At 70.6% G+C, this 20,684-nt stretch carries 20 protein-coding genes; 13 read left to right on the forward strand and 7 right to left on the reverse strand.

Going from position 1 to position 20,684, the window contains the following annotated elements; translation table 11 throughout:
* Positions 1 to 6: 6 nt before the first annotated feature.
* On the reverse strand, positions 7 to 1,290 hold the full coding sequence (locus DFP74_RS33965; RefSeq protein ID WP_199725732.1) for a DUF2716 domain-containing protein: 1,284 nt from the start codon (positions 1,288 to 1,290) through the stop codon (positions 7 to 9).
* Positions 1,291 to 1,479: 189 nt separating this feature from the next.
* Here DFP74_RS33965 and DFP74_RS21010 point away from each other — a divergent pair, with 189 nt between their 5' ends.
* Entirely contained in the window at positions 1,480 to 1,908 is a 429-nt protein-coding gene (locus tag DFP74_RS21010; protein ID WP_121188406.1) for a DUF5959 family protein, read from the forward strand.
* A gap of 95 nt (positions 1,909 to 2,003) precedes the next feature.
* Here the strand turns inward: DFP74_RS21010 and DFP74_RS21015 are convergent, their stop codons facing one another.
* Positions 2,004 to 3,452: a ricin-type beta-trefoil lectin domain protein gene (locus DFP74_RS21015; protein WP_121183973.1), complete on the reverse strand. Its 1,449-nt coding sequence runs from the start codon at positions 3,450 to 3,452 to the stop codon at positions 2,004 to 2,006.
* A gap of 290 nt (positions 3,453 to 3,742) precedes the next feature.
* On the opposite strand from DFP74_RS21015, the gene DFP74_RS21020 reads away from it, so the two are divergent.
* The 5 genes from DFP74_RS21020 to yicI all read left to right on the forward strand — a co-directional run bounded on the left by DFP74_RS21020 (position 3,743) and on the right by yicI (position 10,902).
* The gene (locus tag DFP74_RS21020; protein ID WP_121183976.1) at positions 3,743 to 4,852 is read left to right on the forward strand and encodes a substrate-binding domain-containing protein; all 1,110 of its coding nucleotides are present in this window, start codon (positions 3,743 to 3,745) and stop codon (positions 4,850 to 4,852) included.
* 574 nt (positions 4,853 to 5,426) lie between these two features.
* Positions 5,427 to 6,695, forward strand: a complete 1,269-nt coding sequence (locus DFP74_RS21025; RefSeq protein WP_121183978.1) for a sugar ABC transporter substrate-binding protein — start codon at positions 5,427 to 5,429, stop codon at positions 6,693 to 6,695.
* Complete coding sequence (locus DFP74_RS21030; protein WP_121183981.1) at positions 6,692 to 7,591, forward strand: carbohydrate ABC transporter permease; 900 nt, start codon at positions 6,692 to 6,694, stop codon at positions 7,589 to 7,591. Before DFP74_RS21025 ends, DFP74_RS21030 begins: the two co-directional genes overlap by 4 nt.
* Positions 7,588 to 8,514 (forward strand): carbohydrate ABC transporter permease, encoded by a 927-nt coding sequence (locus tag DFP74_RS21035; protein WP_121183983.1) that lies wholly within the window; start codon positions 7,588 to 7,590, stop codon positions 8,512 to 8,514. Before DFP74_RS21030 ends, DFP74_RS21035 begins: the two co-directional genes overlap by 4 nt.
* A 45-nt stretch (positions 8,515 to 8,559) precedes the next feature.
* Entirely contained in the window at positions 8,560 to 10,902 is a 2,343-nt protein-coding gene (yicI, locus tag DFP74_RS21040; protein ID WP_121183985.1) for an alpha-xylosidase, read from the forward strand.
* Positions 10,903 to 10,949: 47 nt separating this feature from the next.
* Here yicI and DFP74_RS21045 read toward each other — a convergent pair whose 3' ends face one another.
* Positions 10,950 to 11,831, reverse strand: coding sequence for a radical SAM protein (locus tag DFP74_RS21045; RefSeq protein WP_121183987.1), 882 nt, complete (start codon positions 11,829 to 11,831; stop codon positions 10,950 to 10,952).
* 291 nt (positions 11,832 to 12,122) lie between these two features.
* On the opposite strand from DFP74_RS21045, the gene DFP74_RS21050 reads away from it, so the two are divergent.
* From DFP74_RS21050 to DFP74_RS21065, 4 genes are all read left to right on the forward strand, one after another.
* Entirely contained in the window at positions 12,123 to 12,503 is a 381-nt protein-coding gene (locus tag DFP74_RS21050; RefSeq protein ID WP_121183989.1) for a VOC family protein, read from the forward strand.
* 49 nt (positions 12,504 to 12,552) lie between these two features.
* Positions 12,553 to 13,335, forward strand: a complete 783-nt coding sequence (locus DFP74_RS21055; RefSeq protein WP_121183991.1) for an MBL fold metallo-hydrolase — start codon at positions 12,553 to 12,555, stop codon at positions 13,333 to 13,335.
* Between the two features lie 36 nt (positions 13,336 to 13,371).
* Positions 13,372 to 13,764 (forward strand): nuclear transport factor 2 family protein, encoded by a 393-nt coding sequence (locus tag DFP74_RS21060; protein ID WP_121183993.1) that lies wholly within the window; start codon positions 13,372 to 13,374, stop codon positions 13,762 to 13,764.
* An 82-nt stretch (positions 13,765 to 13,846) separates the two neighbouring features.
* Positions 13,847 to 14,263, forward strand: coding sequence for a PPOX class F420-dependent oxidoreductase (locus DFP74_RS21065; protein WP_233571085.1), 417 nt, complete (start codon positions 13,847 to 13,849; stop codon positions 14,261 to 14,263).
* Positions 14,264 to 14,279: 16 nt separating this feature from the next.
* Here DFP74_RS21065 and DFP74_RS21070 read toward each other — a convergent pair whose 3' ends face one another.
* Positions 14,280 to 14,780, reverse strand: a complete 501-nt coding sequence (locus DFP74_RS21070) for a MarR family winged helix-turn-helix transcriptional regulator (protein ID WP_121183997.1) — start codon at positions 14,778 to 14,780, stop codon at positions 14,280 to 14,282.
* Between the two features lie 359 nt (positions 14,781 to 15,139).
* On the opposite strand from DFP74_RS21070, the gene DFP74_RS21075 reads away from it, so the two are divergent.
* Entirely contained in the window at positions 15,140 to 15,715 is a 576-nt protein-coding gene (locus tag DFP74_RS21075) for a hypothetical protein (protein WP_121183999.1), read from the forward strand.
* A 131-nt stretch (positions 15,716 to 15,846) separates the two neighbouring features.
* On the opposite strand, the gene DFP74_RS21080 is transcribed toward DFP74_RS21075, so the two are convergent.
* Positions 15,847 to 16,563, reverse strand: coding sequence for a nuclear transport factor 2 family protein (locus DFP74_RS21080; RefSeq protein ID WP_121184001.1), 717 nt, complete (start codon positions 16,561 to 16,563; stop codon positions 15,847 to 15,849).
* A 213-nt stretch (positions 16,564 to 16,776) separates the two neighbouring features.
* On the opposite strand from DFP74_RS21080, the gene DFP74_RS21085 reads away from it, so the two are divergent.
* Together DFP74_RS21085 and DFP74_RS21090 are read left to right on the forward strand one after the other, a co-directional pair.
* A complete protein-coding gene (locus DFP74_RS21085; RefSeq protein ID WP_121184003.1) occupies positions 16,777 to 17,718 on the forward strand; it encodes an oxygenase MpaB family protein in 942 nt (313 codons plus the stop codon).
* A 248-nt stretch (positions 17,719 to 17,966) separates the two neighbouring features.
* Complete coding sequence (locus tag DFP74_RS21090; RefSeq protein ID WP_370013410.1) at positions 17,967 to 18,512, forward strand: GNAT family N-acetyltransferase; 546 nt, start codon at positions 17,967 to 17,969, stop codon at positions 18,510 to 18,512.
* A gap of 28 nt (positions 18,513 to 18,540) precedes the next feature.
* Here the strand turns inward: DFP74_RS21090 and sigJ are convergent, their stop codons facing one another.
* Both sigJ and DFP74_RS21100 read right to left on the reverse strand, forming a co-directional pair.
* On the reverse strand, positions 18,541 to 19,476 hold the full coding sequence (gene sigJ, locus DFP74_RS21095; protein WP_121188408.1) for an RNA polymerase sigma factor SigJ: 936 nt from the start codon (positions 19,474 to 19,476) through the stop codon (positions 18,541 to 18,543).
* 10 nt (positions 19,477 to 19,486) lie between these two features.
* Positions 19,487 to 20,677, reverse strand: coding sequence for an NAD(P)/FAD-dependent oxidoreductase (locus DFP74_RS21100; RefSeq protein ID WP_121184005.1), 1,191 nt, complete (start codon positions 20,675 to 20,677; stop codon positions 19,487 to 19,489).
* Positions 20,678 to 20,684: the final 7 nt, after the last annotated feature.

Raw genomic sequence — 20,684 nt, forward strand, 5'->3', positions numbered from 1 at the left:
CATCCGCTAGCGGGGGTCGGGACCGAAGGTCCACACACGGTGCGTGTTCCGGCCGCCCCTGCGTGTGGGCTCGCCCAGGAGCGCGGTGACGCCGTCCTCGACACGGTCCAGCAACTCTCGGCCGAACACGCACAGGGTGTTCTCCCAGGGGTGTCCGAACGTTCCCAGCCGTAGGTCGGCCGTGGTGTAGATGTAGTAGTCCCCGTCAGGGAAGACCTGGCCTGGCACGCCCGGGCGACCGGGGCCGCCGACGCGGCTCGGGTCGAACCGGTAGCCCGCGTGGTTCCAGTCCAGCCAGTAGAGGGGCTCGTCGGCGCGGGCGAGAGCGAGCAGTTCGGGCACGATGGCCTGATCCAACGCGGGTCCGGGACCGTCCAGGAACCAGGTGACCGACTCCGCGGGTTCGCGGATGGCCGGGTGGACGTTCACGCTGGGCGCGAAGGAGAACCGCGCGTAGAAGCGGTCCCACAGGTCGTCGTGCTCGGGTTCGAAGAGAAGTTGCCGCACCGGTCGTTGGTCGGCCGGGACTCCCGGCGGGGACCAGTGCTGGGAGCGGACTGTCGTCACCTCGTGGAACCCCGCGCCGAGGTACATCCGCCGCAGGTCACCGTCGGCCTCGGCGACGACGAAGCGGATTCCGGCATTCCACCATCCCCAGGTGCGGGGCATGGTCGGCCGGGTCCGCTCCGCCATGGCGCTGAGCAGTGCGGGACACGGGGTGCTCATGCCCTCCACCGCGACGAACGGTGTGCCCTGGAGGAGGTGGAACCAGGCCAGCGCCGTGACCTCGTCGTCCCGGATCAGCTTCAGATCGATGCATTCGAAACGGATCCCGTCCCTCTTCTGCTCGGAGAGCGCACGTCGGTGCGGTCCGCCGTTCTCGGACATGAGCAGAGCCTGGTCCGCGTAGTGGTGAGTCCCTGGCAGAAGCGCGTGCACCGAGGGCGGAGCGACGTCGGGGATGGCGTCCAGCGGTGCGACCAGGACCGAGCGCTCCCACCCGGGGGTGAACCCGGCGGCGAGCAGGGCCTCGGCCAGGCCGGCGCTGTCGTGGGAGTGGACGCGCCACTCGACAGGTTCGGTCCGCCTGCGAGCCGTGTCCTGGACGCGCCGGACGAGACCGTGCACGTCGGCCCTTGTGGTGTCGGTGTGGTCGACCACGGCGTGGGTGCCGTAGTGGACGCTCACCAGCGGTCCGTCGCGTTCCACGACCGCGCCGAGCGGAGGGGGATCGGGGACATGAGTGCGTACGTGGGCGTCGTGAGCGGCCAGCAGTGCACCGGTGTCCACGGGTCGTGTGCTCCTGATCGGTGCCTGGGGGCGGTGAGGTCGAACGCTTCATGGTGGCAGACCAGGGTGAGTACGGTGCTGCGGTGCCCGGCCGTGGACGACACCAGCGGATTCCGAAGAAGGGGTGTCCGCAGTGGCGAGGTGCGAGAGGATCAAGGCCGCCCCTTCGCGAGCACTCACGAGGTGACTGTGACCGACGCAGAACGAACGTTGGAACTCTTCCGATTCGAGGATCCGGGACAGAGCATCGCCGTTGAGGTGCAGTGCGGTGAACCACTGGATGGCGCGGATGGGCGACACTTCGACGCTTGTGTCGTGGTGAGGAGCGGTTTCGTTCACGGTCGGGTCGGGCTGGTGGTGTCGCCCGAGGACCTGGATGACTGGGAGCGCTGCCTTGATGCGCTTCAGGCGGGGGAGCGGGCCGAGTGGCCCAGAGGAGAACGGACCGCCTGGGTCGAGGTGGTGCCCGAGGAGCCTGTGGACGTGACCGTGCGGGATGCGCCATCGACACAGATCGCGGTGCGCATGCCGATCGATGACCCTTCCGACTGGGTGCAGGAGAATCGGTTGAGGTTGGATCGCCTCCGCGAGGCCGTGCAAGCGCAAGCGCAAGCGTGAGCTGCCGCGGGTGCCGCCGCGCTGGACCGGCCGGCGTCCCACTCGCCGGCCGTTCGCACGACAGCACCCGCTCGACCCTGGTGGGCCGACGGCTCCTAGACGACCTGCCACTGCTGGTTGTCGCCGCCCCAGCAGGACCACAGCTGGGCCTTGGACGTCTCCCGGCTCACGTCCAGGCAGAGGCCGGACGCGGCACTGCGCAGGGTGCCGTCGGAGTGGAAGGTCCACCTCTGGTTGTCCTGGCCGTTGCAGTCGTAGATGCCGACCCTTGTGCCGTCGTCGCCCGCCCCTCCCAGGGCGTCCAGGCACTTCGCGCCGCCGTAGACCGTGATCTCCCCCGTGGCCGTCCTGGTCCACTGCTGGTTCGATCCGCCGTTGCAGTCGTAGATCTGGACCTGGGTGCGGTTCTCCTGCGTCCCTCCGGGGACGTCGAGGCAGCCCGGGACGCCGACGTTGGCCAGCCCCGTGTCGGGCGTGCGGCCACTGAGGCCGAACGCGTACGTGAGCCGGTCGATCCCGGTGGGGTTGCGCACGCTCAGCGACAGGTCGGTGCCGCTGCCGTGGAGGGCGAAGAGGGAGTACCAGTCGTAGTCGGGCCGGTAGGTGTGCTTGCCGCCGAGGGCCGGCCAGTAGACCGAGCCCATGCCGAGGTCCTGGACGGTGTCGGTGGCGGCGCGGATGTACCGCACGAAGTTGTCCGAGCTGTCCGACTCGTTGTAGTCGCGGCCGTCGTCCATCGGGGCGCCGAACTCGTCCAGAACCGTGCGGGCGCCGCAGGAACCGATCCGTTCCCGGAACAGGTTCACCCACTCGTCGTAGCTCATGGAATCGAACTGGAACGCGTACAGGTGCAGCGACACGTAGGTTCCGTCCAGGCGGCTGTCGCCGCAGACCGAGACGACCTCGCCGTTGTAGCCGCTGCCGCTCACGATCATCCGGTCCCGGGGGACGGACGGGTAGCGCTCGACCCAGTCGACGGCGAGGTCGGCCCACGCGGAGGCGCTGTACCCGTGGGGCTCGTTCATCGGCTCGAAGTAGACCAGGTCGGTGGACCCGTATTCGTCGACGACGGCGTCCCACATCGCGAAGAAGGCGGCCTCGTCGTCGATCCTGCCTCCGGAGGCGGCGCCGTCCTCCCAGTAGGAGAGGATCACCTGCATGCCCCTGTCCGTCGCGGCGTCGACGGCCCCGAAGTAGGCGTCGCCCCACGCCGTGCCGGGGACGGAGTAGGTGTTGATGGGCAGCCGGACGGTGTTGGCGCCGACGGTGCTCTCGAACCCGCTGTAGACGGCGTCGGCCTTGGCCCTGACGGTCGCGTAGTCATCGGACTCGCTCAACCCCTCGGGGACGACGGGGCCGTCGATGAAGTTGTCTCCGGGAGCCGCCCAGTTCACGCCGCCGAACCGGGAGGCGTCCAGCTCGGCCGCCTCGGCCGCCGGCGCTGCCGGAGTCACCGGGGCCGCCGGTGCCGCCGCGGCCGGCGAGGCGGCGGACGCGGCGCCGGCCGGTACGGCGAGCAGTGTGGTCAGCGCGGCCGTCAGCACCGCGCGGAACAGGCGTCTGTGTGCGGGAGGTTCGGGGGAACGGTCACCTCGGGGAGTGCGGGGGGCACGGGGGTGGTGCACGGATTCTCCTAGTTCGAGGGGTAGCGCCGGGGCCGTGGGTCCGCGCCGGGTGTGCCTTCCCATGAGCGGTCTGCGCCGGACCCGCGGCCTGTCTTCACCGACTGCGTTGAACCAGGGATAGTAGGCAACAGCACGAATCCGCTACCTCTCGAACACGAACGCACAGAAACGTTCACACACGAACAGATCATCTTTCGTGGAAGGCCCGGATGACCGAAGACCGTCCGTTCGCTCACCAGCGCAGGGAACGGCTCATGGGCGAGGTGCGCCGACACGGCACCGTGCGGGTCCGCGACCTCGCCAGGCTGCTGGAGGTCAGCGAGCTGACCGTGCGGCGCGATATTGCCGCCCTGTCCGCACGAGGCCTGCTCACCAAGGTGCACGGGGGCGCCACCCTGCCGACCGAACTCCATCCGGGCCAGGACCCGCCGCGCCGGAAGCGCCCCGAGCCGACGCCCTTGACGATCGGCATGGTCGTGCCCTCCCTGGACTACTACTGGCCGCGGGTCGTCGGTGGCGCACGCGCGGCCGCCGCCGCTCTCGGCGTCCAGCTCCAGTTGCGCGGCTCCAGCTACGACCAGGCCGAGGACCGCCGCCAGGTCAGACGGCTGATCGAGGCCGGGCAGGTGCAGGGCCTGCTGCTGGCCCCGACCCTCGACGGTGAGGGCGTCGACGAGATGGTCGACTGGATCGGCGACCTGCCGGTGCCGACGATCATGGTGGAGCGACAGGTCCCCCACTGGACGCCGACCGCGAGTCAGCTGGAGTGGGTGCGCAGCGACCACGCGCTGGGTCTGGAGATGGCCGTACGCCACCTCCACGAGCACGGTCACCGCCGTGTCGGACTGGTGCTGTCCGAGGGCAGCCCGACGTCCGCCCACCTTGTCCAGGGCTGGTTCAAGGCCTGCGAGGAACTCGACCTGCCCAGCGACTTCGTGGTCCGGCAGGGGGTGTCCCTCTACGTGCCGGGCCACCGCCGGATCATCGAGGGCATCCTGGACCGGTGCCGCAGGTCCGGGAGCACGGCCCTGATCGTGCACAGTGACCCCGACGCCATATCCGTGGCCCAGTACCTCACCGAGCAGGGGGTCGCGATCCCGGACGACATCGCGCTCGTCGGCTACGACGACGAGGTCGCCCATCTCGCGCAGCCGGCGATCACGGCCGTCCGACCGCCCAAGGCCCGCGTCGGCCGGGTCGCGGTCGAGATGATGGTCGCCAGGCTCATGGAGGGCCGGCGCCGCCCCGGACAGCGCGTGCTCGTCCTGCCGGAGCTGAACCTGCGCGAGTCCTCGGTCAAGAGCACCGAATCACTGTGACACCGCGCGTGACACCCGAGCCTTGACGGGCGCTTCCGAACACCGGCCACGCCGACACGTGCCCCGGATCGGCCACGCCGACACGTGCCCCGGACCCCGGCGGGAACGAGGCGTTGAGCGGACGGACGATCCCGTCGCAGCTCAGGACGGCCGGCCTCTCGGGCGCCGGAGAGCGGTGTGCCTCCCGGACCCGGCGAAGGCCGAGAGCCGTATGAGCGGACTCCGGTGGAGCCTCGACGGCTTCCGGCCGTGCTCACGCCCTTCCTTCACCCCCTTCCGCGGCACCGCGGCCTGGTCGCCGCCCGGAGGAGATCTGGGGTGGGGGTCTTGTCACACCCGTGGGCGGTTCCTACGATGGGGTCAATTGTCGAAGCGCTTCGACACCCACGCAACCGTGCCGCTACTCATCCCTCCCGGCCCGACCGCCCCTCCCACCCCGGGCCCGACCGGCCTCCCCCCACGCCGTCCCTGTCGAGCCCCGCCCAGCCCGGCGACCCGATCGCGAAGCCGACGGCTCCACACGGCCCGCTCCGCGGCGCGGCACCGAGCCCACCCCCTGCCGAAAAGTGCCCCGATGCACGCACACCACCACCGCCCGCCCGGAACACCCCTCCCACCCCGCCGCCGGGTCCGCGCAGCCGCGAGTGCGACGCTGCTCCTCCTGGCGGGCGTCGGCTGCGCGGCCGAACGCGACCCCGACGTGTACACGATCATGAACTCGGGCACCGACGAGCCCTACCACTCCTGGGACCAGGAGGTCATGGACGCCTGCGGCGCGCAGGCGGGCGTGCGGGTGGACCAGCTCAGCGTGCCCGCCGACCAGCTGGTCCCCAAGGCCCTGAGGATGGCCTCCTCCGGCTCGCTGCCCGACGTCATCTCCCTCGACGGATCGGACCTGCCGCAGTTCGCGGAGGCCGGCGGCCTGGTCCCGCTGGAGGACCTCGGACTGCCCACGGACGACCTCACCGAGAGCGCGCTCGCCTTCGGCAGCCACGAGGGCGTCTACTACGGCGCGGCCCGTTCGGTGAACTCGCTCGGCCTGTTCTACAACGCGGCCGTCCTCGCCGAGGAGGGGATCGAGCCCCCGACGAGCTGGGAGGAGCTGCGCTCCTCCGCCGCCGCGCTGACCGAGGGCGATCGTTACGGCCTCGCCATCAGCGCCCTGTCCACCGAGGACGGCGTCTACCAGTTCCTGCCCTGGCTGTGGTCCAACGGCGGCGACGAACGGGAACTGTCCTCCCCCGAGTCGGTGGAGGCGCTCCAGTACATCGTCTCCCTGGTCGACGCCGGATCGGTGTCCCCGTCGGTGGTCAACTGGACCCAGGCCGACGCCAACGACCAGTTCATCGCGGGCAACGCGGCCATGATGATCAACGGCCCCTGGCAGATGCCGGTGCTGCGCGAGCATCCCGAACTCGACTGGGCCGTCGTGGAGATCCCTGTCCCCGAGGCCGGGGACACCTCCGTCGCCCCGATCGGCGGGGAGGCCTACACCGTCCCGGTCAACGTCGACCACCCCGGCCGCGAACAGGTCGCCGCCGCACTCGTGGCCTGCCTGACCACGGCGGAGGCGCAGCTGGACTGGTCGACCAAGGGCAGCAACGTGCCGCTCGACCCCGGGGCGGCCGAGGAGTACAGCGAGCAGGTCCCGGAACTGGCGCCCTTCGTGGACCAGGTGCGCACGGCGCGCAGCAGGACCGAACACGTGGGCACCGAGTGGAACACCTACTCCCAGGCCATCGGCACCGCGCTGCAAGCGGCGCTCACCGGCAGGTCGAGCCCGCAGGACGCCATGGGGCGGGCACAGGAGCAGGTCGAGTCGCAGGTGGAGGGCCGCTCATGAGGGCCCCGGCGACCGCACGGCGGCGGGCCCTCACACCGTGGCTGTTCCTCGCCCCCGCGCTGGTCTACCTGCTGCTGTTCTTCGGGTATCCGCTGGTCCGCAACGTGGTGATGAGCTTCCAGGACTACACATTCGCCACGTACTTCACGGGCGAGGCGCCGTTCAACGGCCTGGAGAACTGGCGGGCGGTGTTCGCCAACGAGCTGTTCGCCGCGTCCCTGTGGCGGACCCTGCTGTTCACGGCGGGCTCGCTGGCCGGACAGTTCGGCATCGGCATGGCGCTCGCGGTCTTCTTCAGCCGCCGGTTCCCGCTGTCCGGGGTCATGCGGTCCCTGCTCCTGCTGCCGTGGCTGATCCCCATGGTGGTGGCGGGCACGGTCTGGCGCCGGGTCCTGGACCAGGAGACCGGGGTGCTGAACGAGGCGCTCCAGGCACTGCACCTCACCTCGGCGGCTGTTCCATGGTTGAGCAGTCCCGACCACGCGCTGCTGTCGGTGGTGCTGGTCAACATCTGGATCGGCATCCCCTTCAACATGGTGATCCTCTACGGCGGCCTCCAGGAGATCCCGGCGGAGCTGCGCGAGGCCGCCGTGCTCGACGGCGCCGGGCCGTTGCGCACCTTCTTCAGCGTGACCCTGCCCCTGCTGCGGCCCGTCGTGACCGTGGTGCTGGTGCTGGGCTTCATGTCCACCGTGAAGATCCTGGACCTGGTGCTGGCGCTCACCGGCGGCGGTCCCGCGCACTCCACCGAGACGCTGGGCACCCTCACCTACCAGCTGTCGTTCCTCCAGCTCGACTTCGGCCAGGGCGCCGTCGTCGGCAACGTCCTGATCATCATCAGCATGGTGTTCGCCGCGCTGTACCTGCGCGCCAACCGCGGAGGTGGCACCCGATGAGCGCCGTTCCGAACAAGGCCGGCAGCGCGGCCTCCCCACCGAGGGGCCCGGCCGGGCGGGACCGGAGTCCCGCCTCCACGCCTCGAACCCCGGCCCGGTGGCCGCGGGTGACGCGCAGGGCGCGCGGCGACGCCGTGAGCCTCGTGTTCGGGGTCCTCGTCCTGGGGTTCCTGCTGTTCCCCCTGTACTGGATGCTCAACACCGCGCTGCAACCCGGCGCCGCGACGGCCGACCTCCCGTGGTTCCCCCGCACGATCGACTTCGGCAACTTCCAGCGGGCCTGGGAGTCGCAGGCGGCCAACCTGGCCACCTCCCTCCTGGTGGCCCTCGGGGCGGTCGCGGTGTGCCTGACCGTCGCCACCCCGGCCGCCTACGCCCTGGCGCGGCTGCGGATGCGGGCCGCGAACGCGGTCGTGTTCGCCATCCTCATCACGCAGATGGTGCCGGGCATCGTCGTCGCGAACGCCCTGTACAACGCCTATGTCGAACTGGGCCTGGTCAACTCCTACGCGGGGTTGATCCTGGCCGACGCGTCCCTGGGCCTGCCGTTCACGATCGTCCTCATGCGGGCGTTCATGGTGTCCATCCCCGAGGAGGTGATCGAGGCGGGAATGATCGACGGCGCCGGACGGCTGCGCGTCCTGCTCTCGATCGTGCTGCCCATGAGCCGCAACGCGCTGATCACCGGCGGGCTGTTCACGTTCCTGTTCGCGTGGTCGGACTTCCTCTTCGCGCTGACCCTGAACACGACCGACGCGGTCAAGCCCGTGACGCTCGGCATCTATGAGTACATCGGCGCGCACGTCGGGGACTGGGGAGCGGTGATGGCCGTGGCCGTGCTCTCCTCGGTGCCCGCGGCGGTGCTGCTGGTCGTCGCCCAGAAGTACGTGGCGGCCGGGATCTCCAGCGGCGTGGGCAAGTGACCCGTCGTCCGCACCACAAGCGAACCGAACGAGAGAAGGTCGCGTATGAAGTTCACCGACGGCTTCTGGCGGATGAGGGAGGGTGTCCGCGCGCACTACGCGCGCGAGGCGCGTGACGTCCGGATCCACGACGACCGGTTCACGCTGTACGCACCGGTGCGTCCGATCGGGCACCGGGGGGACACGCTCAACACGTCGTTGGTGACGGTCGACTGCTGGTCTCCCGCTCCCGGTGTGATCGGCGTGCGGACCACGCACCTGGAGGGGTCGGTCCGGCGCACGCCGGAGTTCGACGTGCGCGGCGAGCCCGGCGCGGTCGCCTCGGTCCGGCGCGGCGGCGACACGATCGAGCTGACCAGCGGGGAGCTGTCGCTGCGGGTGGCCGCCGAGGGGCCGTGGCGGATGGAGTTCGTCGCCGACGGAACCACGCTGACCAGCGTCGACGAGAAGGGCACCGGGTTCGTGGAGGACGCCGACGGCGCCCACCACATGCTCGGCCGGTTGTCGCTGGGCATCCGCGAACTCGTGTACGGCATGGGCGAGCGGTTCACCCCGTTCGTGCGCAACGGCCAGACCGTGGACATCTGGCAGGCCGACGGGGGCACGAGCAGCGAACAGGCCTACAAGAACGTCCCGTTCTACCTGACCAACCGGGGTTACGGGGTGTTCGCCGCGCACTCGGGCCCGGTGTCGTTCGAGGTCGGCTCGGAGTCGGTGGGCCAGGTGCAGTTCAGCGTGGAGGACCACGCCCTCACCTACTACGTCGTCCACGGGCGCAGCCCCAAGGAGATCCTGGACAGGTACACCGCGCTCACGGGCCGTCCCGCGCTGCCGCCGCAGTGGTCGTTCGGGCTGTGGCTGTCCACGTCGTTCACGACCTCCTACGACGAGGAGACGGTCAACCGGTTCGTCGACGGCATGGCCGACCGGGGCGTGCCGCTGAGCGTGTTCCACTTCGACTGCTTCTGGATGCGCGAGTTCCACTGGTGCGACTTCGAGTGGGATCCGGAGGTGTTCCCGGACCCCGTCGGCATGCTCTCCCGGCTCAAGGCGCGGGGGGTGCGGACCTCAGTGTGGATCAACCCCTACATCGCCCAGCGTTCGGCGCTGTTCGAGGAGGGCTCCAGGCTCGGCCACCTGGTCCGGCGGGCGGACGGGACGGTGTGGCAGTGGGACATGTGGCAGGCGGGGATGGCGCTGGTCGACTTCACCTCCCCCGACGCCCGGGAGTGGTACGCGGACAAACTCAAGGCCCTGCTCGACATGGGAGTGGACTGCTTCAAGACCGACTTCGGCGAACGGATCCCGACCGACGTGGTGTGGGCGGACGGCTCCGACCCGCAGGGCATGCACAACTACTACGCGCAGCTCTACAACGCGACGGTGTTCGACCTGCTGCGCCGTGAACGGGGCGAGGGGGAGGCGGTCCTCTTCGCGCGCTCGGCCACGGCCGGCGGCCAGAGCTTCCCGGTGCACTGGGGCGGCGACTGCGCCTCGACGTTCGAGGCGATGGCGGAGAGCCTGCGCGGCGGGTTGTCGCTGGGACTGTCGGGGTTCGGGTTCTGGAGCCACGACATCGGCGGATTCGAGGGCACGCCCTGCCCCGCCCTGTTCAAGCGGTGGCTGGCGTTCGGCCTGCTCTCCTCGCACAGCAGGCTGCACGGCAGCCGTTCGTACCGCGTCCCGTGGGAGTTCGACGAGGAGGCGACCGACGTGGCCCGCGCGTTCACCCGTCTGAAGTGCGAGCTCATGCCCTACCTGTTCGGCGCGGCCGTGCAGGCCCACGAGCGGGGCACGCCGGTGATGCGCGCGATGCTCCTGGAGTTCCCCGACGACCCGACCTGCCACCACCTCGACACGCAGTACATGCTCGGCGACGACCTCCTCGTCGCCCCCGTCCGGAGCTCGGACGGCTCGGTCGAGTACTACGTGCCCGAGGGGGAGTGGACCCGTCTGCTCACGGGCGAGACCGTGCGGGGACCCGGCTGGCACAGGGAGGTCCACGGCTTCGACTCCCTGCCCCTGCTCGTGCGGCCGCACGCGGTCCTGCCCGTGGGGTCGGTGAGCGACCGACCCGACTACGACTACACGGACGGGCTGACGCTGCGCGTGTACGGGGGCGGGGCCGCGAACGCGGCGTCCGCTCCGGTGGTCGTGACCGTGCCCGCCGCCGACGGGTCCGCCGCCGCGGTCTTCCGGACCTCGTGGTCGGAGGGCGTGGTGACGGTGGCGGCCGATCCGGCTCCCGCGGGGGAGTGGAAGGTCCTCCTGGTCGGGGTGTCCGGCGCCGCCCCCGCCGACGCCTCCACGGAGGGGGTGGAGACCGACGGCGGAACCCTGGCGTCGGCCCCGGTCGGCGCCGCCCGCCTCAGTCTCCGCGTGGACTGACACAGGGGGTGGTGACGGGGGTGTCAGGGCGGGGGCCGGCATCGCCGTCACGTCGAGGGTGTCGGCCTCTGCCTCAGGGCGTCGTTGTCGTCGTGGTGGACCACCTCTTCGAAGCGCAGCCCCAACCCGTGCTTGGTCAGCAGGTCGGCGACGATCGCGTCGAGCCGTTCACGGTGCTCCTTGGTCCGAGCCTGGAGGTACGCCTCGCGGACCTCTTCGGGCTCCTCGGCGAGCACCTGGTCCATGCGCTCGCGGATGTACGGCTTGAGGTTGATGTGCTCCATGAACACCTCGCTCACGCCCGCGTCGACGAGGCGGCCGAAGAGGTCGTCCAGGAGTTCGGGCCGGGTGGCGAAGTGGGGTAGGAGCGGGCCGACGAAGGCGTAGGCGGGGATGCCGGCCTCCTTCAGTTCGGCCAGGGTGCGCAGACGGCGGGAGGCGAGCGGGGCCCGCACCTCCAGCCAGCGGCTGACCTTGTCGTCAGCGGTGGTGACGGTCATGCCGACCTCGGCGCGGGGCAGGCTGGTGAGCAGGTCGATGTCGCGGGTGACGATCGGTGACTTGGTGAGGACGCGGACCAGGCCCGGATAGGCGACGGCCTCGAGCTCGTTCAGGATCCCCCGGGTGAGGCGGTACTTCGTCTCGTGGCCCTGGTAGGGGTCGGTGACCGAGCTGAGCAGGATCGTGCCCTGGCGCTTGTGCTCGGGCATCTTCGCCAGCTCCGTGCGGGCCAGCTCGACCGCGTTCTTCTTCACGTACAGGTAGTCGCCCCACTCCTTGACGGACCGGCCGAACCGGCGCCCGGCGAAGCTGGCGAAGCAGTAGGCACAGCCCAGCACGCAGCCGGTGTAGGGGTTGATGACGTAGTCGTTCGACGGGGTCTTCGACTTCTGGATCAGGGTCTTGGCCTCGATCTCGACCGGTTCCATGGCCGACGTCCTTCCTGGTGGCCCGCCGCCCGCGTTCGGGGCGGCGGGTTCTGTGTGCTGTCCGGGGGACGGCTGAGCGCAACCGTACTCGATTACGAGGAACAATAATCCCAGGAAGTTGATTCCAGGGAATGGAAGTGGTTTGCTGGGCACAGGGCGATCCAGGCTGACCGCCGCCACCATCGGTCCGACCCGCCAAGCCTCCTGTCGGAGGGCGGTCGCCGCGCCTCGGGCGAAGCCTGCCCACACAGACGTCTCCGCCCCGACATGGGGGCGCAAGGAGTGAGTGCCATGACCGGTCCCGCCATCAACTCGGTCGCCTGGTTCGAATTCGGTACCGGCCGGCCGGACAAGGTCAAGGAGTTCTACGGAGAGCTGTTCGACTGGAAGTACGTCCTCAACACCGACACCCCGGCTGTGACCTACCACGCGGTGATGCCGCCGGGCACCCAGCAGCCGGCGGGCGGTGTGTGGGATTCGGACGGGAAGTTCTCCGACTACGCGATCTTCTACGTCTTGGTCCAGGACGTCGACGCGACCGTCGAACACGCCGAATCGCTGGGCGCCGAGGTGCTCATGGCGCCGGTCTCCGACTCCGCGGGCCTCACCTTCGCCCGGCTCCAGGACACGGCGGGCAACCACTTCGGCGTGTTCTCCGCACCCGCCCCCTGACCGGCTCCGCGCGACCGCGTCCTCACCATTCACCACCTGGAGGTTCCCGATGTCCGGCACCAGCACGACCGGCGAAAAGATCCCCGTCCGCGTCTACGGCGGTCCCACCGCACTCATCGAGTACGGCGGCCTCCGCTTCGTCACCGATCCGACCTTCGACCCGCCGGGCGACTACCCCATGCCGCTGCCCGGCGACCACAAGCTCGCCAAGACCGAGCCCTCGCCGGTCACCGCCGCCGACCTGGGCCGCGTCGACGCCGTCCTGCTCTCCCATGACGGGCACGACGACAACCTCGACGAGGCCGGCCGTGCCTTCCTGCCCGAGGTGCCGGTCGTCTTCACCACGGTCAGCGGCGCCACCCGCCTGGGCGGCAACGCCCACGGCCTCGCCTTCTGGCAGACCGCAGAGCTCCAGCGCCCCGACGGCGGCACTGTCACCGTCACCGGCCTGCCCGCCCGCCACGGCCCCGAGGGCTGCGAGCCGATCACCGGTGACGTCGTCGGCTTCATGCTCACCGCGGACGATCTCCCCCCGGTCTACGTCAGTGGCGACAATGCCGACCTGGGGCACGTCAAGGAGATCGCCGAGAAGTTCGCTCCGGTGGATACCGCGATTCTCTTCCTCGGCGGCGCCCGCATGTCCTTCGCCTTCGAGGGCGCCCTGCTCACCCTCGACAGCGCCCTGGGCGCCGAGGCCGCCGGGACGCTCGGCGCGCGCCGGGTCGTCCCCGCTCACTACGACAGCTGGGCCCACTTCACGGAAGGCCGCAAGGAGATCGAAGCCGCCTTCACCGAGGCCGGCCTGGCCGACCGCCTCGACTTCGCCCGATAGCCACCGAGTCCTACAAAGCATCCAAGGGAAGACATCATGACCACCGCGAACACCGATATCGCCCGCACCTACTTCCAGGCCGTGCAGACGGGAGACATGGCCGCCCTCGGCGAACTCCTCGACGAGGCGATCGTCTGGCACCAGCCCGGCGACAACCAGTTCTCCGGCGAGCACAAGGGCCGCGATGCCGTCTTCCAGCTCCTGGGCCGGATGATGGAGGCCAGCCGGGGCACCTTCGCCATCGACACGATCCACACGCTCATGGCCAGTGACGACCTGGTCGCCGCCACCATCCACTTCGGCGGCCGTCGCGACGACGCGTCGATGAGCATGGACGGCGTCGACCTCCTGCGCGTCACAGACGGCAGGATCACCGAAATGTGGCTGTTCTCCGGGGACCCGGCCGCCGAAGACGCCTTCTGGGGCTGACCCCCCGGGTGTCCGGGGCCGGGGGACCGGCCCCGGACACCCACGAATCCACCCCACCGCGAGAGGCACCCACATGCGAAAGATGGCCGAGCAGCAGTGGCGGGCCTTCGTCACGCACGGCACTCGCACCGGAAAGCTGTCGACCGTCCGCACCGACGGCAGCCCCCACGTGACCCCGGTCTGGTTCCTCCTCGACGGCGGCGACATCGTGCTCACCACCGAGAAGGACGGCGTCAAGGGCCGCAACCTCGCGCGCGACGGACGGTTCGCCCTCTGCGTCGACGAGGACCGGCCTCCCTACGCGTTCGTCCTGCTCCGAGGACGCGCCGAGATCTCGGAGGATCCCGCCGATCTGCTGCGGTGGGGCGGCCTCCTGGGCGCCCGCTACATGGGCCCGGACCGCAGTGAGGAGTACGCGGCCCGCAACGGCGGCCCCGGAAACCTCCTGGTCCGCGCCCACATCGGCAAGGTCATCGCCTTCGACGGCATCGCCGGCTGAGGCGGGCAGGCCTCGCTCACGACGTCAGCCGGGCGGGCTGCTTCCCGCCCGGCGCCGGCGTCCGCCCGGCGGCCTTGCGCTCCGCGTCCAGGGTCCGTCCGGCTGCCCTCAGCGTGCTGAGGACCGTCGTCAGCTCGCGTACGGACTGCCCGGGGATCACCGAGCCGATCCGCAGTTCCAGCTCGTCCTCGAAGACCGCCAGAGCCCCGTCCACCAGTGCCCGCCCGTCGGCCGTCAATTCGATGATCGAGGAACGGCGGTCGCTGGGATGGGTGCGCCGCTCACACAGGCCCGCCTTCTGCAGGCGGTCGACCACCTTGCTCGCACCGCCCACGGTGATCGAGAACTCCTCCACGATGTCCTGGATCCGCACTCCGGGCCGATGCATGAGCAGATGCAGCACTTCGAACGAGGTCAGGGGGAGGTCGTACTCCGCCTGCAACCGGCCCTCGATGCCGTTCCACAGCTCGATCTCCAACGAGACCAGCTCCCGGTACAGCCGCTTCAGGTCAGCCATCACACATCTTCCGAAGAATTATCTTCCATGGATTATTTATCGTACGTCATTTCGGCTCACCAGCCGGGGATGACCGAGGTGGTCCCGGGGGGCGATCATCGCTGCCACCCGTGGGGCGTCAGGGTGTTCGCCGCGGTGTTCGTGCCACAGTCGAACAGGGGTGGAGGTGCTGACACCGCAGGTCGGGTCGGGTGCGGGGTGTTCGTGTCAGCGCCCCGACCTTCTTACCGTCCTCGGGCCGTTCCAGAGCGTTTTGCGCGTGGCCCCCGGGCCGGCCCGGCAATTCGGGGATGTGAAGGACCGGCAGGTGTCGAAGCCGTGAGTGAGGGGCTGTCGGCGGCTGCTTCTACTGTTGCCGCATGGGGAACTATTTTCAGACCGTCGTCGATCTCGACGCCACGCATGCGGACGCCCGGACCCTGGCGGACAGCGGACTGGACTGGCTGGTCAGGGAGGGGATCGTTCGGGCCGAGCTCACCGACTGTGTTCTCGGGGCGCCGTTGGGGCACCCGCCCGGTCCCTCCTGGGCCAAGGCAGTCCATCAGGAGGATTGGGAGCCCAGCGACGGACTCAAGATCGAGACCGGCCGCACCGTATTCAACTGCGGCCAGGGCGAACCCAGGTTCGCGGTGTGCCCCCATTGCGCCGGTCGGGTGGAGTTCTACACCGACCGGATGGAGGAGATCGAGGGTGCGTGGGAACTCTTCGGTGAGGCCATCGGCGACTGGAGCTACACAGGCAGCGAGGAAGTCGCCTGCCCGCGTTGTCGGCGCCCTGGTGACCTGACTGCGTGGACCTGGTCGGATGACTACTTCGCTTTCGGGTATCTCGGTTTCGAGTTCTGGGACTGGCCCGACTTCAGCCCCGGCTTCCTCGAAGGTCTCTCACGCGCTCTCGGAGGGCATCGCACGGTCCTCATGGAAGGCAAACTCTGAGGTGGGTGGGCGCCGGCACACGACCCTGGACGCCGCGCGAACGCACCTACCGATCGGACGCACAGGACCCCCGGTCGCGTACTGCGCCGGGGGTCCTTCGGTTGTTTCGGGCGTTCGGTCCACGGACGGTCCTACTCCCCGACACCCCAGTCGAGGACGACACAGGGCTCGTCGCCGACCACCCAGGCGTCGTGCCCGGGCGGCACGAACGCGGTCTGGCCGGCCGTGGCCTCCAGCTCGGAACCGTCGGACATGTGGCCGCAGATCGTCCCGGAGACGATGAAGGCCCGGTGGGTCTTCATGCACAGGTCCGTGCCCTGGAGCGGGCGGGCGTGCTCGGACCAGCGCCAGCCGGGCTGCAGGGTCATGCGGGCGACCATGCGCCCGCCGATCTCCACCAGGTCGATGTGCGCGTTCTCGTAGTCGTCGGTGTCGTCGGGCATCCCGAAGTCACCGACCTGCATGGCGCGGCCCGAGTCGTCGTCCCAGGCCTGGATGGTGGACTGGTGCGCGATGCGCCCATCGCTCAGGTCGAGCATCGTCATGCTCATGACCCTGGTGTCGTCGGGGTAGGTACAGCGCTCGGTGTAGGCCACGTGCTGCCCGTCGGAGATGCAGTTGACGACCTCGTGGGTCATCTCGCGGGAGGAGATGTCGTGCATGACCGGGGCGATCGCGTCGCGGCCGTGCAGGACGGTCGGGTGGCTCGGCGGGGTGCGCCGGTCGATCATCTCGAAGTCGGCGTCCTCGGCGAACATCGAGACCATGGTGTCGGCGTCCTTGGTCTCCACGGCACGGGTGTAGCGCGTCAGGTCGAACGGGCCTGCGCTCTCGGAGCGGGTGGTCATGGCGGGCTCCTTCCAGGGGCAGACCGCCCATCGACCGGGCGGCCTCCTTCCCAGCGTGCTCCCGCACCAGGCCACGAATCGGCCAAGAAGGGGTGTTGACTTGGGTCGACTCTCCCACGGGCACCCCAAAAGGGGACCGGCTCGGGCGGTCGTATCGTGGGAACCGGAGTCCCCGTGCACGCGCACCCCCGCGCAACCCAGGATGGAGACCGGATGGAGCCGACCGTCGCCGCCCCGGAGAGCATCACCTGGAGGATCCACCTGGACCGGTCGATGTGGGTCGCCGGAGTGCGCGCCCTCATGCTCCAGGCCCTGCACCCCGTCGCGATGCAGGGCGTGTGGCAGCTGTCGGACTTCCGGTCCGATCCCACGGGCCGCCTGCTGCGCACCGCCCACTTCGTGGCCGTGACCACCTACGGCAGCCCCGTCGAGGCCGACGCCCTGGGGGAGCGGGTGCGACGCGTGCACCGCGCGCTGGCCTTCACCGACCCGGCCACCGGTCGCCACCACCGCGTCGACGAGCGCGAACTGTTGGTGTGGGTGCACTGCGCGGAGGTCTCCTCCTACCTGGAGACCACCTACCGGGCGGGCGTGCCGCTCACCTCGCAGGAGCGGGACCGCTACGTCGACGAGCAGGCGCGCACGGCCGGCTACGTCGGCCTGGACCCGACCGACGTGCCGCGCAGCGTCCCGGACCTGCGCCGCTACCTCACCCGGATGCGGCCGCGGCTGCGCGTCACTCCGGAGGCGCGCCAGGCTGTGCGCTTCCTGCTGTGGCCCAAGGTGCCCGAACGCCTCGCCTGGCTGACCCCGTTCAAGCCCCTGTGGTTCCCGGTCGGCGCGCTCTCCTACGCGACCCTGCCGGGGTGGGCGCGCCGCGCCTACGGTGTGCTGCCGGAGGTGCCCGGCGGCGACGCGGCGGCCACGGCGTCGCTGCGCGCCCTGCGGTCGACCCTGAACCGGGTGCCGGAGCGCTACTACAACCTGCTCTTCGACGAGGCGACCATCCGCAGCGCCGACGAGGCCAGGGAGCGTCTGTTGGCCGCCGGGTACGAGGTCGCCAACGGGTTCCGCGCGCTGCGGGCCCGCACCGAGTTCCGTGCGCCGAGCGGTCCGCCGAGTGTCCCGCCGCCCCGCGCTCCCGTCGAGGCGTGAGGCCGACCGGGCGCGAGATCGGCCAGGTGAGACTTCGGCCAGGCCGTGAGGCCGGTCAGCCCGGAGGCCGGTCAGGCGAGACCGGCCAGGCCATGAGGCAGACCGGACGTGTGTCCGGCCCGGTGAGATGGTCCAGGCCTTGGGGGTCCTGGCGTGAGACCGAGCTCTCTCGCGCCATCGCCGCCGGCCCCGGCGGAGCGGACATAGGATTCCGGGCGGACACCGAGGACCGCACGGAAGAGGGCATCGTGGCACACACCAGCGTCGGAGGAGCCGAGGCGACGGGGGCCGCACGCGCGGACGAGATCCGCATGCTGCGGGTGCACCACGACGACCCCCGGGTCCAGGGCCTGCTCGACGGGCTGCTGGCGGAGTACACCGAGCGCTACGGCGCCGAGGGCGCGGCCAACGAGCTGGCGATGTACCCGGTGTCGGAGTTCGCCGCTCCGCACGGCCGGGTGGTGCTGGCCGAGCTCGACGGGCTGGTCGTGGCCGGGGGCGCCGTGCGCCCCTACAAGCAGGGACGCCTGGCCATGGCCGACACCGCCGAGTTCAAGCGCGTGTGGACCAGCTCCGACCACCGGCGCCGCGGACTGGCGCGCCGGGTGATGGCGGCGCTGGAGGAGGCCGCCCGCGACCTGGGCTACACGCGCGCGCTGTTGTTCACGGGGCCGGCCCAGCCGGAGGCGGTGGCGCTGTACGAGCGGATCGGCTACACCGCGCTCGACCCGGCCGACCTCGACGAACTGCCGCACCGCTCGTCCCTGCCGTTCGCGCGCGATCTGCGGGGCTGAGCCGCGGCCCGATCCCCCCGCCGCCCGGTCACCACGACGTGATGAGGGGGTCGTCGTGGTCGTGCCGCCCCCACTCCTCGGTCAGGCGGCCGAGCCGGTCCGGTGTGGCGATGCCCCGCACAGCCGAGATCCTGTCGCCGCGAACCTCCAGGACCACCGTTCCCAGGACCCGGCCGTCGAGAACGGCGATCACGGCGGGGGAGCCGTTGACCAGGCCGGCGTGGATCGACGGGGAGCCGCCGGCCAGCTTCCGCTTGGCCGGTGTCGGATTGAAGCCCGCGCGTAGCACGGACGCGATCCGCTCAGGAACCGAGTACCGCAGCAGCTTGGTCGCCATTCCGGCGCCGTCGGTGACCGCGGTCGCGTCGTCGGTCAACAACGCGACCAGCCGTTCGGTCCGGCCCGAGGAGGCGGCGTCGACGAACGCCTCGACGATGCGGCGGGCGGAGGCGCGGTCGACCTCCTCGCCGTTGCGCGCGGCCATGATGCGCCGTCGGGCCCGGTGGGCGTGCTGTTGACTCGCGGCCTCGGTGAGGTCGAGGATCGCGGCGATCTCGGCGTGGCTGTGGGAGAAGGCCTCGCGTAGGACGTAGACCGCCCGTTCGACCGGGGACAGGCGCTCCATCAGCAGCAGCACCGCCAAGGTGACCGATTCGCGCTGCTCGAAGGTCTCGGCCGGCCCCAGCATCGGGTCGCCCTCCAGGAGCGGCTCGGGCAGCCAGTCCCCGACCGCGCGTTCGCGCCGCGCCCTCGCCGAACGGAGCCGGTCCAGGGACAGGTTGGTGACCACTTTGGTCAGCCACGCCTCGGGCACCTCGATGTGCTCCTGGTCGGCGGCCTGCCAGCGCAGGAACGCGTCCTGCACCGCGTCATCGGCGTCGGCGGCCGAGCCGAGGAGACGGTACGCGAGCGAGGCCAACCGTGCCCGGTTGGCCTCGAACAGTTCCACAGCCGCAGCGTCCATGGGGGCCACGCTACTCGGCGGCCACCTCGGGGCGGCGGACGGGCGCGGCGGACAGTCGGAGCCTGCGGGTCGGCAGCCCATAGGTCGGGTGGCCCATGTTCCACGCGGCGCCCCTGAGCACGAACGCCTTGAACCGTGCGGCCGGGCGGCCGAGCAGGGCCCCGGACAGCGACCGTGCCTCGCCGTCGACCCGTTGGAAGATCGCGTCCTTGCTTCCGAGGCTGATGCAGTTGCCCAGGTAGCCCAACGCGCTCTCGCGGACGGTGCGTCCGGTCAGGTCCCCGACGACCGCGGCCGTGGCCTGCATCCTGGTGAATCCCGCCGAAGCGCAGGACATCGGCAGCGGTCGGCCGTTGTCGCCGATGACGTGGACGCTGTCACCAGCGGCGTAGACCCGCGGGTGCGAGACCGACCGCATCTTGCGGTCGACCGTGATCCTGCCGTCGTCCTCGACGGCGAGTCCGCTGGCGGCGGCGATAGGGTGGGCGGCGAAGCCGGCCGCCCACACGGTCGCGTCGGCGGCGAAGGCGGTGTCGTCGGCGGCCACGGCACCGGTCGCCTCGACCCGCTCGACGGTGGTGTGCTCGTGGACGGTGATGCCGAATCCGTCGAAGGACCGCAGCAGGTGGCGGCGGGCCTTGGGGCCCAGCCAGCCGCCCAGCTCCCCGCTGGTGGCGAGGGTCACGCGCAGGCCGGGGCGGGCTTCGGCGATCTCGGTGGCGGCCTCGATCGCGGTCAGGTTGCCACCGACGACCACCACCCGCCCGTTCCCGCCCAGCTCGTCCAGGCGCTCGCGCAACCGCTGTGCCGACGGCCGTGCGGCGATGTGGAAGGCGTGCTCGTCCACGCCGGGGACCCCGTGGTCGGCGGAGGCGCTGCCGAGCGCGTAGAGGAGGGTGTCGTAGCCGAGCCGGTCGCTGCCCTCTCCGTCGGCCACGGTGACGGTCCGCCGCTCGGCGTCGACGGCGGTGACCCGTGCGACGCGCAGCCGGATGCCCGTGCCCGCGAACATCTCCGCCAACCCGAAGCGGCGCTGTTCGCGTCCGGCGGCGAGCTGGTGCAGGCGCATCCGTTCGACGAAGTCGGGTTCGGCGTTGACGACGGTGATCTCGGCGTCGTCGGGGTGGAGATGGCGAGCGAGGTATCCAGCGGCGGAGGCTCCCGCGTACCCGGCCCCGAGGACGATGATGCGATGCCGCATGTTCGTG

The sequence above is a fragment of the Nocardiopsis sp. Huas11 genome (assembly GCF_003634495.1).
In the GTDB taxonomy this organism is placed as follows: domain Bacteria; phylum Actinomycetota; class Actinomycetes; order Streptosporangiales; family Streptosporangiaceae; genus Nocardiopsis.

What these genes read in the sequence shown, in the direction of transcription:
- DFP74_RS21020 (WP_121183976.1), top strand. Translation starts at nt 3,743, where the DNA reads ATGACCGAAGACCGTCCGTTCGCTCACCAGCGCAGGGAACGGCTCATG.
- DFP74_RS21025 (WP_121183978.1), top strand. Translation starts at nt 5,427, where the DNA reads ATGCACGCACACCACCACCGCCCGCCCGGAACACCCCTCCCACCCCGC.
- DFP74_RS21030 (WP_121183981.1), top strand. Translation starts at nt 6,692, where the DNA reads ATGAGGGCCCCGGCGACCGCACGGCGGCGGGCCCTCACACCGTGGCTG.
- DFP74_RS21035 (WP_121183983.1), top strand. Translation starts at nt 7,588, where the DNA reads ATGAGCGCCGTTCCGAACAAGGCCGGCAGCGCGGCCTCCCCACCGAGG.
- yicI (WP_121183985.1), top strand. Translation starts at nt 8,560, where the DNA reads ATGAAGTTCACCGACGGCTTCTGGCGGATGAGGGAGGGTGTCCGCGCG.
- DFP74_RS21045 (WP_121183987.1), bottom strand. Translation starts at nt 11,831, where the DNA reads ATGGAACCGGTCGAGATCGAGGCCAAGACCCTGATCCAGAAGTCGAAG.
- DFP74_RS21050 (WP_121183989.1), top strand. Translation starts at nt 12,123, where the DNA reads ATGACCGGTCCCGCCATCAACTCGGTCGCCTGGTTCGAATTCGGTACC.
- DFP74_RS21055 (WP_121183991.1), top strand. Translation starts at nt 12,553, where the DNA reads ATGTCCGGCACCAGCACGACCGGCGAAAAGATCCCCGTCCGCGTCTAC.
- DFP74_RS21060 (WP_121183993.1), top strand. Translation starts at nt 13,372, where the DNA reads ATGACCACCGCGAACACCGATATCGCCCGCACCTACTTCCAGGCCGTG.
- DFP74_RS21065 (WP_233571085.1), top strand. Translation starts at nt 13,847, where the DNA reads ATGGCCGAGCAGCAGTGGCGGGCCTTCGTCACGCACGGCACTCGCACC.
- DFP74_RS21070 (WP_121183997.1), bottom strand. Translation starts at nt 14,780, where the DNA reads ATGGCTGACCTGAAGCGGCTGTACCGGGAGCTGGTCTCGTTGGAGATC.
- DFP74_RS21075 (WP_121183999.1), top strand. Translation starts at nt 15,140, where the DNA reads ATGGGGAACTATTTTCAGACCGTCGTCGATCTCGACGCCACGCATGCG.
- DFP74_RS21080 (WP_121184001.1), bottom strand. Translation starts at nt 16,563, where the DNA reads ATGACCACCCGCTCCGAGAGCGCAGGCCCGTTCGACCTGACGCGCTAC.
- DFP74_RS21085 (WP_121184003.1), top strand. Translation starts at nt 16,777, where the DNA reads ATGGAGCCGACCGTCGCCGCCCCGGAGAGCATCACCTGGAGGATCCAC.
- sigJ (WP_121188408.1), bottom strand. Translation starts at nt 19,476, where the DNA reads ATGGACGCTGCGGCTGTGGAACTGTTCGAGGCCAACCGGGCACGGTTG.
- DFP74_RS21100 (WP_121184005.1), bottom strand. Translation starts at nt 20,677, where the DNA reads ATGCGGCATCGCATCATCGTCCTCGGGGCCGGGTACGCGGGAGCCTCC.